The sequence below is a fragment of the Streptomyces sp. 147326 genome, from assembly GCF_045000215.1.
Taxonomy (GTDB): Bacteria; Actinomycetota; Actinomycetes; order Streptomycetales; family Streptomycetaceae; genus Streptomyces.
Genome location: NZ_CP134201.1, coordinates 5,406,675 through 5,421,688, shown reverse-complemented (window position 1 = coordinate 5,421,688; position 15,014 = coordinate 5,406,675). Strand labels below are relative to the sequence as shown.

Below are 15,014 nucleotides of genomic sequence, written 5' to 3'. Positions count from 1 at the left end.
CCGGTCCGGGCCTGGCCGGTCGGGGCCGGGCTGTCAGTCGTCGAAGCCCTGGGCCGCCCGCTCCTCGCGCAGCGCCATGATCGCCTGGCGGCGGGCGAGGCGGTGGGTGCGGCGGATCTGGGCCTCCTGGTAGCGCCGCTCGTCCCGTTCCGTCTCCGGGAGCACCGGCGGGACCTGGCGGGGCTTGCCGTCGGCGTCCACGGCCGCGAACACGAGGTAGGCGCTGCCGACCTGGGTGGCGGGCGTGGACTCGTTCCACCGCTCCGCGAGGACCCGTACGCCGATCTCCATCGAGGAGCGGCCGGTCCAGTTGCACTGCGCCTTCACGTGGACGAGGTCGCCCACGCGCACGGGGGCGAGGAAGGCCATCTCGTCCATGGAGGCGGTGACCGCCGGGCCGCCGGAGTGCCGCCCGGCCACGGCGCCCGCCGCGTCGTCCACCAGCTTCATGATCACGCCACCGTGCACCGTGCCGAGGAGGTTGGTGTCGTTCGCGGTCATGATGTGGCTGAGGGTCGTACGGGAGGCCGCGGTCGGCTTCCCGGGCAGCTCGCCCGGTATCTGTGTCATACGGACACCTTAGAGCCGTACCAGAGGCATCAGCTTCGCAACAGCCCCGGTACGGATCCCGCCCCGGGCTGTCGGTCGGCCCGCCCGGGCAGGCATCCTAGGGCGCATGAATGACTGGCCAGAAGGTCGTGACGACGGCTACGGGCGCGGCAGCGCCCAGCCGCAGCCCGAGGGCGCCCAGCGGATGCGGCACGTCCAGCGGCAGCCGCAGCAGCAGCCGCGGCCCGCGCAGCCCCCGCGCCCGCAGCGCCCGGCGGGCCCGCCGCCCGCGCACGGCGTGCCTCCGCAGCAGGCCGGCGGCCACGACACGTACGGCGGTTACGACAGCGGTTACAACACCGGCCAGGTCTACGGGTCGCCCGCCGGCGGCGCCCCGGGCGGTCCCGGCGGACCCTCGGGACCCGGCCGCCCCGGACGCGCCCCCGGCCCCGCCCCGGACTGGCGCAAGCGGATCAAGATCGGCTCGATCGTGCTGGTCTCCGCCCTCCTGGTGACCACGGTCTCCACCTACTTCTGGGCGGACTCCAAGGTGCGCCGCGAGGTGGACCTCTCCAAGGTCATCGAGCGCCCGAAGGAGGGCGACTGCACGACGTACCTGATCGTGGGCTCCGACAGCCGCGAGGGCATGTCCGACGAGGAGAAGAAGAAGCTCCACACGGGCTCGGCCGAGGGCAAGCGGACCGACTCGATGATGATCCTGGCGAAGTGCTCCAGCGGGAACACCATGATCTCGCTGCCGCGCGACTCGGACGTGGAGATCCCGTCCTTCGTGGGCTCCCAGTCCGGCAAGAAGTTCCCCGCCCAGGGGCGCAGGGTCAAGCTCAACGCGGCGTACGCGGAGGACGGCCCGGAGCTGCTCGTGCGGACGGTGGAGCACAACACCGGTCTGCGCATCGACCACTACGCGGAGATCGGCTTCGCCGGCTTCGCGAACATCGTGGACGCGCTGGGCGGCGTGGAGCTGGACATCGAGGAGGGCTTCAAGGACGAGAAGTCGGGCGCCGACTTCAAGGCGGGCAAGCAGACCCTCAACGGCGAGCAGTCGCTGGCCTTCGTACGGACCCGCTACGCCTTCGCCGAGTCGGACCTGCAGCGGACGAAGAACCAGCAGAAGTTCCTGTCGGCGCTGGCCAGCCAGGCGGCGACCCCGTCCACGGTCCTCAACCCGTTCGACCTCTACCCGCTGCTCGGCGCCGGCCTGGACACGCTCATCGTCGACAAGGACATGGGCCTGTACGACATGGGCCAGATGTTCTTCGCGATGAAGGGCGTCAACGGCGGTGACGGCGTGTCGATGAACATGCCGATCTCCGGACAGCGCGGCGGCAACCTCGTCTGGGACAAGGCGAAGGTGCAGCAGCTGGTGAAGCAGATCCAGAACGACGAGAAGGTCACCGTCCGCGGCAACTGACCGCGGCGGCGCCCCCTCCCCGGACCCGCGTCAGGCGTCCGGGGAGAAGCGGATGGCGGCGGCGGGCAGCTGCGCCTCGCACCACACCCGGGCCCCGGAGCGCAGTTCGTTGTCGGCCCCCACCACGGCCCCGTCGCCGATGACGGCGCCGTCCAGCACCGTTCGCGCGCCCACCGCGGAGCCGGCGCCGATCAGGCTGGCGCTCACCTGGGCGTCCGGGCCGATGACCGCCCCGTCGAGCACGATGGTGCCCTGGACGACCGCTCCGGCCTCGATCCGGGCGCCCGCTCCGACGACGGTGCCCCCCGACAGCTTGGCCCCGGCCGCCACTTCGGCGCCGGGCAGCACCAGGGACTCGCCGCGGCGTCCGGGGACCGCCGGGGAGGGGACCACGCCGCGGACCAGGTCGGCGGAGGCCTGGATGATGGATTCGGGCTTGCCGAGGTCCATCCAGTAGCTGTTCTCGGTGACGCCGTGCAGCTTGGCCCCGGAGGCGAGCAGGCCGGGGAAGGTCTCGCGCTCGACGGAGACCGGCCGGCCGGCCGGGATGGAGTCGATCACGCTGCGGCGGAAGACGTAGCAGCCGGCGTTGATCTGGTCGGTGATGATCTCCTCGGGGGTCTGCGGCTTCTCGGTGAAGGCCAGCACCCGCCCCTCGGAGTCGGTGGGGACCAGGCCGAAGGCGCGCGGGTCCTCGACGCGGACCAGGTGCAGGGAGACGTCCGCGTCGGCCGCCTCGTGCGCCTCGACGAGACCCGCGATGTCCAGGCCGGTGAGGATGTCGCCGTTGAAGACGAGGACGGAGGAGTCCGGACCGCCGGTCAGGCGGCGGCCGGCGTTGCGGATGGCGCCGCCGGTGCCGAGGGGCTCGTCCTCGACGACGTACTCGAGGCTGAGGCCGAAGGCGGATCCGTCGCCGAAGTAGGGCTCGAAGACCTCGGCGAGGTAGCAGGTGGCCATCACGATGTGGGTGACACCGGCGGCTGCGGCCCTGGCTATCTGGTGGGCGAGGAAGGGAACTCCGGCCGTCGGCACCATCGGCTTGGGCGTGTTCACCGTCACCGGACGCAGGCGCGTCCCTTGTCCGCCGACCAGCAGGATCGCTTCCGTCATTGCGTTCTCCCCAACCGATTCCGGCGTACGAAGGTCCAAATTTAGCCCATCCGGGGCGTGCAAAGGCCGGAGACGGATATGTGCATCCGCCTCCGGCCTGGGAGGACGTTACGGCAGGTTGCGGGCCATGACGATCCGCTGGACCTGGTTGGTGCCCTCGTAGATCTGCGTGATCTTCGCGTCGCGCATCATGCGTTCCACCGGGTAGTCACGGGTGTAGCCGTACCCGCCGAGGAGCTGGACGGCGTCCGTGGTGACCTCCATGGCCACGTCGGAGGCGAAGCACTTGGCCGCGGCGCCGAAGAAGGTGAGGTCCTCGTGGGCGCCTCCGGCGGAGACGCGCTCCGAGCGGGCGGCGGCCGAGTACGTCAGCTGGCGGGCGGCCTCGATCTTCATGGCCATGTCCGCGAGCATGAACTGCACGCCCTGGAAGTCGCCGATCGGCTTGCCGAACTGCTTGCGCTCCTGGACGTAGCCCTTGGCGTAGTCCAGGGCGCCCTGCGCGATGCCGAGCGCCTGGGCCGCGATCGTGATGCGGGTGTGGTCCAGGGTCTTCATCGCGGTGGCGAAGCCGGTGCCCTCGGCCCCGATCATGCGGTCGGCGGGGATCCGGACGTTGTCGAGGTAGACCTCGCGCGTCGGGGAGCCCTTGATGCCGAGCTTCTTCTCCGGGGCGCCGAAGGACACGCCCTCGTCGCCCTTCTCGACGACGAAGGCGCTGATGCCCTTGGAGCGCTTCTCCGGGTCGGTGACGGCCATGACCGTGTAGTACTCGGAGACGCCCGCGTTGGTGATCCAGCGCTTGACGCCGTTGAGGACCCAGAAGTCCCCGTCGCGCACGGCGCGGGTCTTCATGCCGGCGGCGTCGGAGCCCGCGTCCGGCTCGGAGAGCGCGTACGAGAACATCGCGTCGCCCTTGGCGAGCGGGCCGAGGTACTTGGCCTTGAGCTCCTCGGAACCGGAAAGGATCACCGGGAGCGAGCCGAGCTTGTTGACGGCCGGGATGAGGGAGGAGGACGCGCAGACGCGGGCCACCTCCTCGATCACGATCACGGTGGCGAGGGCGTCGGCGCCCGCGCCGCCGTAGGTCTCGGGCACGTGGACGGCGTGCAGGTCGCTGGCGACCAGGGCGTCGAGGGCCTCCTGCGGGAAGCGGGACTCCTCGTCGACCGCGGCGGCGAACGGCAGGATCTTCGCCTCGGCGAGCGAGCGGACCGACTCGCGGAGCATGTCGTGCTCCTCGGCCGGGCGGTACAGGTCGAAGTCGGCAGAACCCGCCAAGATCTCTCACTCCCCAGGGTGATGCGTGATGCTAACTACCGTTAAGTAACCCAAGCTTAGTGGTCCGGTCACGGATGGCGATATGGACGGCCTACGTGAGTTGCATGACAGCGGTGTCGACAGCACCGGGCTCCTGGGGAACGTCCCCGCTGGTGGGCCCGACTATGCTCAGTGGCCGCAAACGGCCCCGCACCTCTGGAGCACCCATGGCCCCCCTCAGGATCACAGTGATCGGCACCGGATACCTCGGCGCGACCCACGCCGCGGCGATGGCGGAGCTGGGGTTCGAGGTGCTGGGGCTGGACGTGGTGCCCGAGAAGATCGAGATGCTGGCGTCGGGCCGGGTGCCGATGTACGAGCCCGGGCTGGAGGAACTGCTGGCCCAGCACGTGGCCGGGCTGCCGGGCTCGACCGGGCGGCTGCGGTTCACCACCTCCTGGGAGGAGGTCGGGGAGTTCGGCGACGTCCACTTCGTGTGCGTGAACACCCCGCAGAAGCACGGCGAGTACGCGTGCGACATGTCCTACGTCGACTCCGCGATGGCCTCGCTGGCCCCGCACCTGACCCGCCCCGTCCTGGTGGTCGGCAAGTCCACCGTGCCGGTGGGCTCGGCGCAGCGGCTGGCGGCGAAGCTGGCCGAGCTGTCCCCCGCGGGCGAGGACGTGGAGCTCGCCTGGAACCCGGAGTTCCTGCGGGAGGGCTTCGCGGTCCAGGACACCCTGCACCCCGACCGGATCGTGATCGGCGTCCAGGGCGAGCGCGGCGAGAAGCTGCTGCGCGAGGTGTACGAGACGCCGATGTCCGAGGGCACCCCGCTGGTCGTCACGGACTTCCCGACCGCCGAGCTCGTCAAGACCGCCGCCAACTCCTTCCTCGCGACGAAGATCTCCTTCATCAACGCGATGGCGGAGGTCTGCGAGGCCGCCGGCGGCGACGTGGTGAAGCTGGCGGAGGCCATCGGCTACGACGAGCGGATCGGCGCGAAGTTCCTGCGCGCCGGGATCGGCTTCGGCGGCGGCTGCCTGCCCAAGGACATCCGGGCCTTCATGGCGCGCGCCGGTGAGCTGGGCGCCGACCAGGCGCTGACCTTCCTGCGCGAGGTCGACTCCATCAACATGCGGCGGCGCGGACACATGGTCGAGCTGGCGCGGGAGGCCGTGGGCGGGTCGTTCCTCGGCAAGCGGGTCGCGGTGCTCGGCGCCACGTTCAAGCCGGACTCGGACGACGTACGGGACTCGCCCGCGCTGAACGTGGCCGGGCAGATCCACCTCCAGGGCGGGCAGGTCACCGTCTACGACCCCAAGGGCATGGACAACGCCCGGCGCGTCTTCCCGACCCTCGGGTACGCGGACTCCGCACTGGCGGCGGCCCGGGGCGCGGAGGTCGTCCTCCACCTCACCGAGTGGCGCGAGTTCCGGGAGCTGGACCCGGCGGAGCTGGCCGGCGTCGTGACGGACCGGCTGGTGCTGGACGGTCGCAACGCGCTGGATCCCGTGCGGTGGCGCGCCGCCGGGTGGACCTACCGGGCGATGGGCCGCCCGCGGGCCTGATCGCCGTGGACGGGTGCGGGTCCTCCCCCGGACTCCGTCCGGGGGAGGACCCGCAGGGGGCTCTGCGCCCGAGCTCCCGAGCCTCAAAGGCCGGCGGGGCTGGATGGTGCGGCGGGGCTGTCAGCGAGTTGCGCGGCGGGCCGTGAATTCTGTGTCACGGACTACGCGCAGGGCGTTGCCCCAGGTCAGGAGGGCCAGGTCGGATTCCGGCCAGCCTCGTTCGAGGAGTTCCGCGATCAGCCGCGGGTAGCCCGAGGGGTCGGTCAGGCCGGCCGGGTGGGGGCCCTGCGGTTCGGTGCCGAAGGCGGCGCCGAGGCCGACGCTGTTCGGGCCCGCGACGGCCCGTACGTGGTCGAGGTGGTCCGCGACCGCGTGCAGGGAGTCCCCGGTGCGTGCGGCGTCGAAGGTGACCATCGCGAGGCCGTTCGCCTCGCCCAGCGCGAGCAGCACCTCGTCGGGCACGTTCGCCGGATGCGGGTTCAGCGCGGCCGCCGCCGTGTTCGAGATGATCACCGGGGACTTGGACGCCCCCGCGATCTGGCAGGCGACCGCCGGCGGGCAGCCGGTGATGTCCAGCATCATCGCCAGCCGGTTCGCCTCCCGGACCACCTCGTGGCCGAAGGCCGTCAGGTCGTCCTGCGCCCAGGTCGCTCCCGCGGGCGCGAGGATCCGTACGCCGAGCGTGTGGAAGGCGCGCAGCGCGCCCAGCGAGTCGGTCAGGGTGCGGCCGGGCACGGGGCCCAGGAACGAGGCGATCCGGCCGCGGTTGCGGGCGTCCGCCATGTCGTCGGCGCTGAGCGCCAGGCGCAGGCTGTCGGGGTAGCGGCGCACCAGGGCCAGCGCCACGTCGATCTGTTCCAGGGTGTCGGAGACCACCTGGTCGCCGGCGGTGTCCCCGCGCATCCGGCCCGGCGGTACGAGCAGGGACCAGAACTGGGCCCCCACTCCCCCGGCGCGCAGCCGCGGGATGTCGGTGTCGACACCGACGTCGGGGGTGTCGATGTCGTGGTACGGGCTCTGGCGCAAGGTCCAGACGAGGGTGTTGCACCCGTCCGCCACAGGATGGACGGACAGCAGCGCGACGGCCCGGTCGAGGGCGCCCGCCGCCACCTCGGCTGCGGGAAGGTCTTCGGCTCCGATGCCCACGGAGTGGGGTTCGTCCTGCAGGTCGGCCATGGCGTTCGCTCCGGTCTCGGCGGCAGCAGGGAGGAGAGATGGTGCCACCGTGACATGTGGGACGGCTGGGACGCCCGGCAGATGTGGCGTTCGGGTGAATCCGCAGGTCACACCCAGTCACCACATCCGCCGTGCCCCTGCTAGATCACCGCGTTCGACGGGCCCCGGGACGCCGAGAGGTCGCGCGACACCGCTTCCGCGTCGCGCAGCACCCGTACCGCGTTGGACCAGGTCAGCTTCGCCAGGTCGGCCCTGGACCAGCCGCGCGCCAGCAGCTCGGCGACCAGGTTCGGGTAGCCGGCCACGTCGTCCAGCCCGGACGGGGTGAAGGCCGTGCCGTCGTAGTCGCCGCCGATGCCGATGTGGTCGACCCCGGCGACCTCGCGCATGTGGTCCAGGTGGTCGGCCACCGTGGCGGCCGTGGCCACCGGACGCGGGCGCTCCGCCTCGAAGGCCCGGTGCAGGGCCATCGCCTCGGGGGTGGTGTCCAGGTGGTGGAAGCCGTGCGCCCGCAGGTTCTCGTCCGCGGCCAGGGTCCACTCGACCGCCGCCGGGAGGATGAACTTCGGGACGAAGGTGGCCATCGCCACCCCGCCGTTGGCCGGCAGCAGCGCCAGCACGTCGTCGGGGATGTTGCGCGGGTGGTCGCAGACCGCCCGCGCCGAGGAGTGCGAGAAGACCACCGGCGCGGCCGAGACCGCGAGGGCGTCCCGCATCGTCGTCGCGGCCACGTGCGAGAGGTCCACCAGCATGCCGACGCGGTTCATCTCGCGGACGACCTCGCGGCCGAAGTCGCTCAGGCCGCCGTGCCGGGGCTCGTCGGTCGCCGAGTCCGCCCAGTCGATCGTGTCGTTGTGCGTGAGCGTCATGTACCGCACGCCCAGCTGGTGCAGGGCGCGCAGCGTGGCGAGCGAGTTGTTGATGGAGTGGCCGCCCTCGGCGCCCATCAGCGAGGCGATCCGGCCGTCGGCGCGGGCCGCCTCCATGTCGTCCGCCGTCAGCGCCCGCACGAGGTCGCCGGGGTAACGGGCGATCAGCTGGGCGACGACGTCGATCTGCTCCAGCGTGGCGCTGACGGCCTCGTCGCCGGCGTAGTCCGAGCGGACGTACACGGACCAGAACTGCGCGCCGACCCCGCCGGCGCGCAGCCGTGGGATGTCGGTGTGCAGGTGGGCGGACTGGTCGCCCGCGATGTCCCGTTGCGCCAGGTCGTAGCGCACCTGCTCGCGCAGCGCCCAGGGCAGGTCGTTGTGGCCGTCCACGACGGGGTGCTCGGCCAGCAGCTCGCGCGCCTCGTCCAGACGCTGCGCGGCGCTCACTTGCCGAACCCGAAGGACTCCGCGTTCGCGACCTTCGTACGCAGCCGCTTGCCCTTCTCGGTCGCCTGGTCGTTGAGCTCCTGCTGGAAGTCGCGCATCCGGGCGAGGAGGTCCTTGTCGTGGGCGGCCAGCATCCGTACGGCCAGGAGGCCCGCGTTGCGCGCCCCGGCGACCGAGACGGTGGCGACGGGAACCCCCGCGGGCATCTGGACGATCGACATCAGCGAGTCCATGCCGTCGAGGTACTTCAGCGGCACCGGCACGCCGATGACGGGCAGCGGGGTGACCGAGGCGAGCATGCCGGGCAGGTGGGCGGCCCCGCCCGCGCCCGCGATGATCGCCTTCAGACCGCGGTCGGCGGCCCGCTCCCCGTACGCGATCATCTCGCGCGGCATCCGGTGCGCGGAGACGACGTCGACCTCGTAGGGGATCTCGAACTCGTCGAGGGCCTGCGCGGCCGCCTCCATGACGGGCCAGTCCGAATCGGATCCCATGACGATGCCGACGACGGGGGCTGCGGCGGAGGTGCTCATGCGGTGACCGTTCCTCTGAGGTAGTCGGCAGCGTGGCGTGCGCGCTCCAGCACATCGTCCAGATCGTCGCCGTAGGTGTTGACGTGGCCGACCTTGCGGCCGTGTTTCACGTCCTTGCCGTACATGTGGATCTTCAGCTGGGGGTCGTGGGCCATGCAGTGCAGGTACGCCGCGTACATGTCGGGGTAGTCCCCGCCCAGCACGTTCGCCATGACCGTCCAGCGGGCCCGGGGGCGGGGGTCGCCCAGGGGGAGGTCCAGGACCGCGCGGACGTGGTTGGCGAACTGGGAGGTGACGGCACCGTCCTGGGTCCAGTGGCCGCTGTTGTGCGGGCGCATCGCCAGTTCGTTGACCAGGATCCGGCCGTCGGTGGTCTCGAACAGTTCCACGGCCAGGTGGCCGGTCACGCCGAGTTCCTTGGCGATGCGCAGGGCGAGGGCCTGGGCCTCGCCCGCCAGGGCCTCCGAGAGGTCCGGGGCGGGGGCGATCACCGTGTCGCAGACCCCGTCCACCTGGCGGGACTCGACGACGGGGTAGGCCACCGCCTGGCCGTGCGGGGAGCGGACGATGTTCGCCGCGAGCTCGCGGACGAAATCGACCTTCTCCTCCGCGAGGACCGGGACGCCCGCCTTGAAGGGGGCCTCCGCGTCCTCGGGGGTGCGGACGAACCACACGCCCTTGCCGTCGTACCCGCCGCGCACGGTCTTGAGGATGACGGGGAACCCGCCGACCTCGTCCGCGAAGGCCGCCGCGTCCGCCGGATCGCTCACGATCCGGTGGCGGGGGCTGGGCGCGCCGATCTCGTCGAGCTTGGCGCGCATCACCCCCTTGTCCTGGGCGTGCACCAATGCGTCGGGCCCCGGGCGGACGGGGATGCCGTCCGCTTCCAGGGCCCGTAGGTGCTCCATGGGTACGTGCTCGTGGTCGAAGGTGATCACGTCACAGCCGCGCGCGAAGGCACGCAGCGTCTCCAGGTCGCGATAGTCGCCGATGACGACATCGCTCACGACCTGGGCCGCCGAGTCCTGCGGGGTGTCACTGAGGAGCTTGAATCTGATGCCGAGGGGGATGCCCGCCTCGTGGGTCATGCGGGCGAGCTGACCGCCGCCGACCATGCCGACTACCGGGAACGTCACTCCTCCAGGGTATCCGCCGGTATTCGGCCATCAGGACCCGCATGGACACGAACTGGCCCGGACCCGTCGGTGTGCCGTGCGTCGCACGGTGTCCGAAGGCACAGACTGGGCTGTGGGGGGACACTTACGATGGGCGGGTTGACGGAGAACACCGGACGCCCTTAGCGGGGCGGTGACCGACAGGGACTGACCTTCTGATGAGCACGCCGGGGAACGGATCTGTTCTCGAACGCGTACGCGGTCTCGTGCGAGAGGTCGCCAAGTTCGGGGCGGTCGGTGGTCTGGGTGTGCTGGTCAACCTGGGCGTCTTCAACCTGATCCGGCACACGACCGACCTGCAGGTGGTGCGCGCGAGCGTGATAGCCACCGTGGTGGCCATCGCCACGAACTACCTCGGCTTCCGCTACTTCGCCTACCGGGACCGCGCCAAGAGCGGCCGCACCCGTGAGCTGGTGCTCTTCGCCGCGTTCAGCGGGATCGGCCTGGTCATCGAGAACGGCGTGCTCTACACCGCCACCTACGGCTTCGGCTGGGACGGCTCGGTGGCCAGCAACGTCTTCAAGTTCATCGGCATAGGCACCGCCACCGTGTTCCGCTTCTGGTCGTACCGGACCTGGGTCTTCAAGGCCCTGCCCGAGGCGCGGCCCGAGGCCGCCGAGGCGCTGCCGGGGGCCGCGGTGCTGCCCAGGCCGGAGCGCCGGCCGGAGCCGGTGCCCGAGCCGGAGCCCGCGAGCAACTAGGACGCGCGCCCGGGCCCTCTCCGGGCGGAGAGGACCTAGCGCACGGTGGTCTCCGGCTCGGTCCGTTCCGGCGCCGTCCGGCTGAGGAACAGCGCGAACACCGGCGGCTGCGTCTGGAGCAGCTCGAGGCGTCCCCCGTCCGCCTCCGCGAGGTCCCGGGCGACCGCGAGGCCGATCCCGGTGGAGTTGCGGCCGCTGATGGCCCGCTCGAAGATCCGGTTGCCGAGGTCCGGCGGGACCCCCGGCCCCTCGTCCGTGACCTCCAGCACCGCCTGGTTGCCGATGACGCGGGTGCGCAGCGCGACCGTGCCGCCACCGTGCATCAGGGCGTTCTCCACCAGCGTGGCCAGCACCTGCGAGACCGCGCCCGGGGTGCCGACGGCGCGCACGCCCTGCTTCCCGGAGCGCACGATGGCCCGGCCCGCGCTGCGGTAGGCGGGCCGCCACTCCTCCACCTGCTGTTTGACGACCTCGTCCAGGTCGAAGGGGACCGCGGAGCCCGTCCGCGGGTCCCGCGAGTTCGTGAGCAGCCGCTGCACCACGTCCGTGAGCCGCTCCACCTGGGTGAGGGCGATCGTCGCCTCCTCCCGCACGGTCGCCAGGTCGTCGGTGACCGTGATCTCCTCCAGCCGCATGGACAGTGCGGTGAGGGGGGTCCGCAGCTGGTGCGAGGCGTCCGCGGCGAGGCGCCGCTCGGCGGTCAGCATCCGGCCGATCCGCTCGGCGCTGGAGTCCAGTACGTCGGCGACGCGGTCGAGCTCGGGGACCCCGTACCGCTTGTGCCGGGGGCGCGGGTCGCCCGAGCCGAGCCGCTCCGCCGTCTCCGCGAGGTCGGTGAGCGGGGAGGCCAGCCGGTTCGCCTGGCGTACGGCGAGCAGTACGGCCGCCACGACGGCCAGCAGCGCCACCGCGCCGACCACCGCGAGGGTCCGCCCGACCTCCTTGGTCACCGTGGAGCGGGACTCCTCGACGGTCACGACCTCGCCCTGCTCACCGCGCGCGGTGCCGCGGATGACGCTGTCGGGGATCGGGGCGCCCACCTCCACGGCCGTCCGGCCGGGGATGGTGATCCGGGCGTAGTGGCCGGCGTCCAGCTGCTCGGCGAGGGCGACCGGGTCGATCGGCTTGTGCTCCAGGACGTTCGCCTCGACGATGCCCACCAGCCGCAGCGCCTCGGACTCGATGCGGTCCTGGGCGCTGCTGGTGATGGTCCGGGTCTCCACGATGACGAGGGAGACGCCGAAGACGGCGATCACGACGAGCACCACGGCGAGCGTGGAGTTGATGAGGCGGCGGCGCATGCCTTAGAGCATGCCCTAGCGCCGGTCCGGGGCGGACCGGAGCGGGCCGGGCGCCCAGCTCCTGCGGGCCGGGGCTCAGGCCCTTGCGGGCCGGGGCTCGAGGTCTTGCGGGCCGGGGCTGAGGTCTTGCGGGCCGGGGCTCAGCTCTTCTCGAAGCGGAAGCCGACGCCGCGGACGGTGGCGATGTAGCGGGGGTTCGCGGCGTCGTCGCCCAGCTTCTTGCGCAGCCAGGAGATGTGCATGTCGAGGGTCTTGGTGGAGGACCACCAGGTGGTGTCCCAGACCTCGCGCATGAGCTGGTCGCGGGTGACGACCCGGCCGGCGTCGCGGACCAGGACGCGCAGCAGGTCGAATTCCTTCGCCGTGAGCTGCAGCTCCTCCTCCCCCATCCAGGCGCGGTGCGATTCGACGTCGATCCGCACGCCGTGGGTGGCGGGGGGCTGGGCGGCCTCGTTGGCGCCGCGGCGCAGCAGGGCCCGGACCCGGGCCAGCAGCTCGGCGAGCCGGAAGGGCTTGGTCACGTAGTCGTCGGCGCCGGCGTCCAGGCCGACGACCGTGTCGACCTCGTCCGCGCGGGCGGTGAGGACCAGGATCGGGAAGCCGTGGCCCTCGGCCCGCAGCCGGCGGGCGACTTCCAGCCCGTCCATGCCCGGCAGGCCCAGGTCCAGGACGACGAGGTCGACGCCGCCCTGCAGTCCCGCGTCCAGGGCGGTGGGGCCGTCCTCCCGGACCTCGACCTCGTAGCCCTCCCGGCGCAGGGCGCGGGCCAGGGGTTCCGAGATGGATGCGTCGTCCTCGGCGAGCAGTACACGCGTCATGTGGGTGATGGTAGTCCGCGGCGACTGAATCGAGGGGCCTGCCTGCACACCCCTTCCGAACTGGGCTTATGAACTACTAAGCGCCTTCGAATATGGCCGGACGGTTCCCGACTCACCTTGTGATCCATCTCTCAAGTCCTTTCATATGCCGCAGTGTCGTGTCGTATGGTGGCGAGACGCCTGATGCACTACCTCAGGGACCTTTGTGCCGAAAAGCGAGCCGAGGGTCTCTATTGCTGTCCTGACCGGACAGGCAGTCTTGTTGGGACTTACCTGTTCCGGGCTCGACGACAGTGAATGACCTCTGGGCCGGGCCCCTCGCGCGATGCTGTGCGGGCGGGCGTGGATCCCGGTTACGGATGTTCCCTTCGCCCCCAACCCCATGGGGGGCGAGACCCCCGGGCGTGGGGTGGGAGATCCGTCCGCCGGTGCCGGCCACCCCCCACCGGGCGCGGATGAGCTCACGAAGCCAAGCGTCCCGAGCAAGCAAGGATCGACCATGGCTTCCAGCCTGACGACGGCTTCTCCGAGCCCCGCTCACGAGAAGACCCTCCTCGGCCACCCGATCGGCCTGGCCACGCTGTTCATGACCGAGATGTGGGAGCGCTTCTCCTACTACGGCATGCGTGCGCTTCTCGTCCTGTACTTGGTCTCCGGCGGTACGGACGCCGCGACCGGGAGCCAGGGCGGTGGCCTGGGCTTCAAGATGGGCGTCGCCACGGCGATCTACTCCGTCTACGTGGCCATGGTCTACCTGATGGCCATGCCCGGTGGCTGGTTCGGCGACCGCGTCTGGGGCGCCCGCAAGACCGTCACCATCGCCAGCTTCGTGATCATGGCCGGTCACGTGGCGCTGGCGCTGCCCGGCCAGATCTCGTTCTTCGCGGGTCTGCTGCTGGTCGCGGTCGGCTCCGGTCTGCTGAAGGCCAACATCTCCACGATGGTCGGCCACCTGTACGCCGGCCCGGACGACCCGCGTCGTGACGGCGGCTTCACGCTGTTCTACATCGGCATCAACCTGGGTGCCTTCGGTGCCCCGTGGGTCATCGGCATCGTCGGTGAGACCGTCAACTGGCACCTCGGCTTCCTGCTCGCCGCGATCGGCATGGGCATCGGCCTGGTCATGTTCCTGGTGTTCGGCCGCACGCTGAGCCCGACGAGCAACATCGTCCCGAACCCGCTGTCGGTCACCGAGCGCAACGGCCTCGTCGTCAAGGTCGTCGCCGCCGTGGCGATCATCGGCGCGTTCTACGGCACCGTGGTCGCGATGGGCATGTTCACCATCAACTGGGCGCTGTACCCGATCACCATCGCCGGTCTGGTCATCCCGGTCACCGTGCTGGTGCGCATCAAGCGGGACAAGGCCCTGTCGGGTCCCGAGCAGTCCAAGATGTCCGCGTACATCTGGTTCTTCGTCGCCGCCGCCGCGTTCTGGATGATCTACGACCAGGGTGGCTCGACGCTCTCCCTGTTCGCCGACAACAACACCGGCTCGGTCTTCGGCTGGACTCCCTCCACCGTCCTGTACCAGGCGCTGAACCCGCTGTTCGTCATGGCGCTGGCCCCGCTGTTCGCGTGGGCGTGGCTGTGGCTGGCCCGCAAGAACCAGGAGCCGAACACCATCGTGAAGTTCGCGATGGCCCTGGTCCTGGTCGGCGCGTCCTTCTTCATCTTCATCATCCCGATGAGCATGGCGGGCGACGGCACCCTGGTGTCGCCGATGTGGCTGGTCTCGATCTACATGATCCAGACCATCGCCGAGCTGTGCCTCTCCCCGGTCGGCCTCTCGGTCACCACCAAGATGGCTCCGCAGAAGTACGCCTCCCAGATGATGGGCGTCTGGTTCCTCGCGGTCACCGCCGGTGACTGCACCACCGGTCTGCTCGCGCTGGCCGGCGTGGACCTGAACGGCACGGTCATCATCGGCCTGCAGGCCGCCGCGGCGGCGCTCGCGGGTGTCGCGGTCTTCATGTACCGCAAGAAGGTGCAGGCCCTGATGGGCAACGTGCACTGACGCACCCCCGCATGACGGCGAACGGCCCGGCACACCGGAAGGTGTGCCGGGC

13 protein-coding genes are annotated in these 15,014 nt (G+C 71.1%); 4 read left to right on the top strand and 9 right to left on the bottom strand.

All coding sequences use genetic code 11. The annotated features are described in order from the left end of the window. Positions 1-33: 33 nt before the first annotated feature. Positions 34-570 carry an acyl-CoA thioesterase gene (locus RIU97_RS24855; protein WP_361756158.1) on the bottom strand — a complete coding sequence of 179 codons (537 nt, stop codon included), beginning with the start codon at positions 568-570 and terminating at the stop codon, positions 34-36. Between the two features lie 106 nt (positions 571-676). On the opposite strand from RIU97_RS24855, the gene RIU97_RS24850 reads away from it, so the two are divergent. Beyond that, positions 677-1,981, top strand: a complete 1,305-nt coding sequence (locus RIU97_RS24850; protein ID WP_404959782.1) for an LCP family protein — start codon at positions 677-679, stop codon at positions 1,979-1,981. 30 nt (positions 1,982-2,011) lie between these two features. Here RIU97_RS24850 and RIU97_RS24845 read toward each other — a convergent pair whose 3' ends face one another. Both RIU97_RS24845 and RIU97_RS24840 read right to left on the bottom strand, forming a co-directional pair. Further along, positions 2,012-3,094 carry a sugar phosphate nucleotidyltransferase gene (locus RIU97_RS24845; protein WP_404959781.1) on the bottom strand — a complete coding sequence of 361 codons (1,083 nt, stop codon included), beginning with the start codon at positions 3,092-3,094 and terminating at the stop codon, positions 2,012-2,014. A 108-nt stretch (positions 3,095-3,202) separates the two neighbouring features. Beyond that, positions 3,203-4,375, bottom strand: a complete 1,173-nt coding sequence (locus RIU97_RS24840; protein ID WP_327414339.1) for an acyl-CoA dehydrogenase family protein — start codon at positions 4,373-4,375, stop codon at positions 3,203-3,205. A 206-nt stretch (positions 4,376-4,581) separates the two neighbouring features. On the opposite strand from RIU97_RS24840, the gene RIU97_RS24835 reads away from it, so the two are divergent. Beyond that, on the top strand, positions 4,582-5,925 hold the full coding sequence (locus RIU97_RS24835; protein ID WP_404959780.1) for a UDP-glucose dehydrogenase family protein: 1,344 nt from the start codon (positions 4,582-4,584) through the stop codon (positions 5,923-5,925). A 120-nt stretch (positions 5,926-6,045) separates the two neighbouring features. Here the strand turns inward: RIU97_RS24835 and RIU97_RS24830 are convergent, their stop codons facing one another. From RIU97_RS24830 to RIU97_RS24815, 4 genes are all read right to left on the bottom strand, one after another. Beyond that, positions 6,046-7,101: a membrane dipeptidase gene (locus tag RIU97_RS24830; RefSeq protein WP_404959779.1), complete on the bottom strand. Its 1,056-nt coding sequence runs from the start codon at positions 7,099-7,101 to the stop codon at positions 6,046-6,048. Between the two features lie 140 nt (positions 7,102-7,241). Further along, positions 7,242-8,420 (bottom strand): dipeptidase, encoded by a 1,179-nt coding sequence (locus RIU97_RS24825; RefSeq protein WP_404959777.1) that lies wholly within the window; start codon positions 8,418-8,420, stop codon positions 7,242-7,244. Further along, positions 8,417-8,953, bottom strand: coding sequence for a 5-(carboxyamino)imidazole ribonucleotide mutase (purE, locus tag RIU97_RS24820; RefSeq protein WP_351298959.1), 537 nt, complete (start codon positions 8,951-8,953; stop codon positions 8,417-8,419). The genes RIU97_RS24825 and purE overlap by 4 nt, the downstream gene beginning before the upstream one ends. Then, positions 8,950-10,089, bottom strand: a complete 1,140-nt coding sequence (locus tag RIU97_RS24815) for a 5-(carboxyamino)imidazole ribonucleotide synthase (protein ID WP_404959776.1) — start codon at positions 10,087-10,089, stop codon at positions 8,950-8,952. Before RIU97_RS24815 ends, purE begins: the two co-directional genes overlap by 4 nt. Before the next feature lie 197 nt (positions 10,090-10,286). Here RIU97_RS24815 and RIU97_RS24810 point away from each other — a divergent pair, with 197 nt between their 5' ends. Beyond that, positions 10,287-10,829: a GtrA family protein gene (locus RIU97_RS24810; protein ID WP_404959775.1), complete on the top strand. Its 543-nt coding sequence runs from the start codon at positions 10,287-10,289 to the stop codon at positions 10,827-10,829. A gap of 35 nt (positions 10,830-10,864) precedes the next feature. On the opposite strand, the gene RIU97_RS24805 is transcribed toward RIU97_RS24810, so the two are convergent. Together RIU97_RS24805 and RIU97_RS24800 are read right to left on the bottom strand one after the other, a co-directional pair. Next, positions 10,865-12,130 (bottom strand): ATP-binding protein, encoded by a 1,266-nt coding sequence (locus RIU97_RS24805; protein ID WP_404959774.1) that lies wholly within the window; start codon positions 12,128-12,130, stop codon positions 10,865-10,867. Between the two features lie 140 nt (positions 12,131-12,270). Next, entirely contained in the window at positions 12,271-12,948 is a 678-nt protein-coding gene (locus tag RIU97_RS24800; protein WP_030659823.1) for a response regulator transcription factor, read from the bottom strand. 499 nt (positions 12,949-13,447) lie between these two features. Between RIU97_RS24800 and RIU97_RS24795 the strand changes: the two genes are divergently transcribed. Continuing rightward, a complete protein-coding gene (locus RIU97_RS24795; RefSeq protein WP_404959773.1) occupies positions 13,448-14,962 on the top strand; it encodes a peptide MFS transporter in 1,515 nt (504 codons plus the stop codon). Positions 14,963-15,014 lie beyond the last annotated feature (52 nt).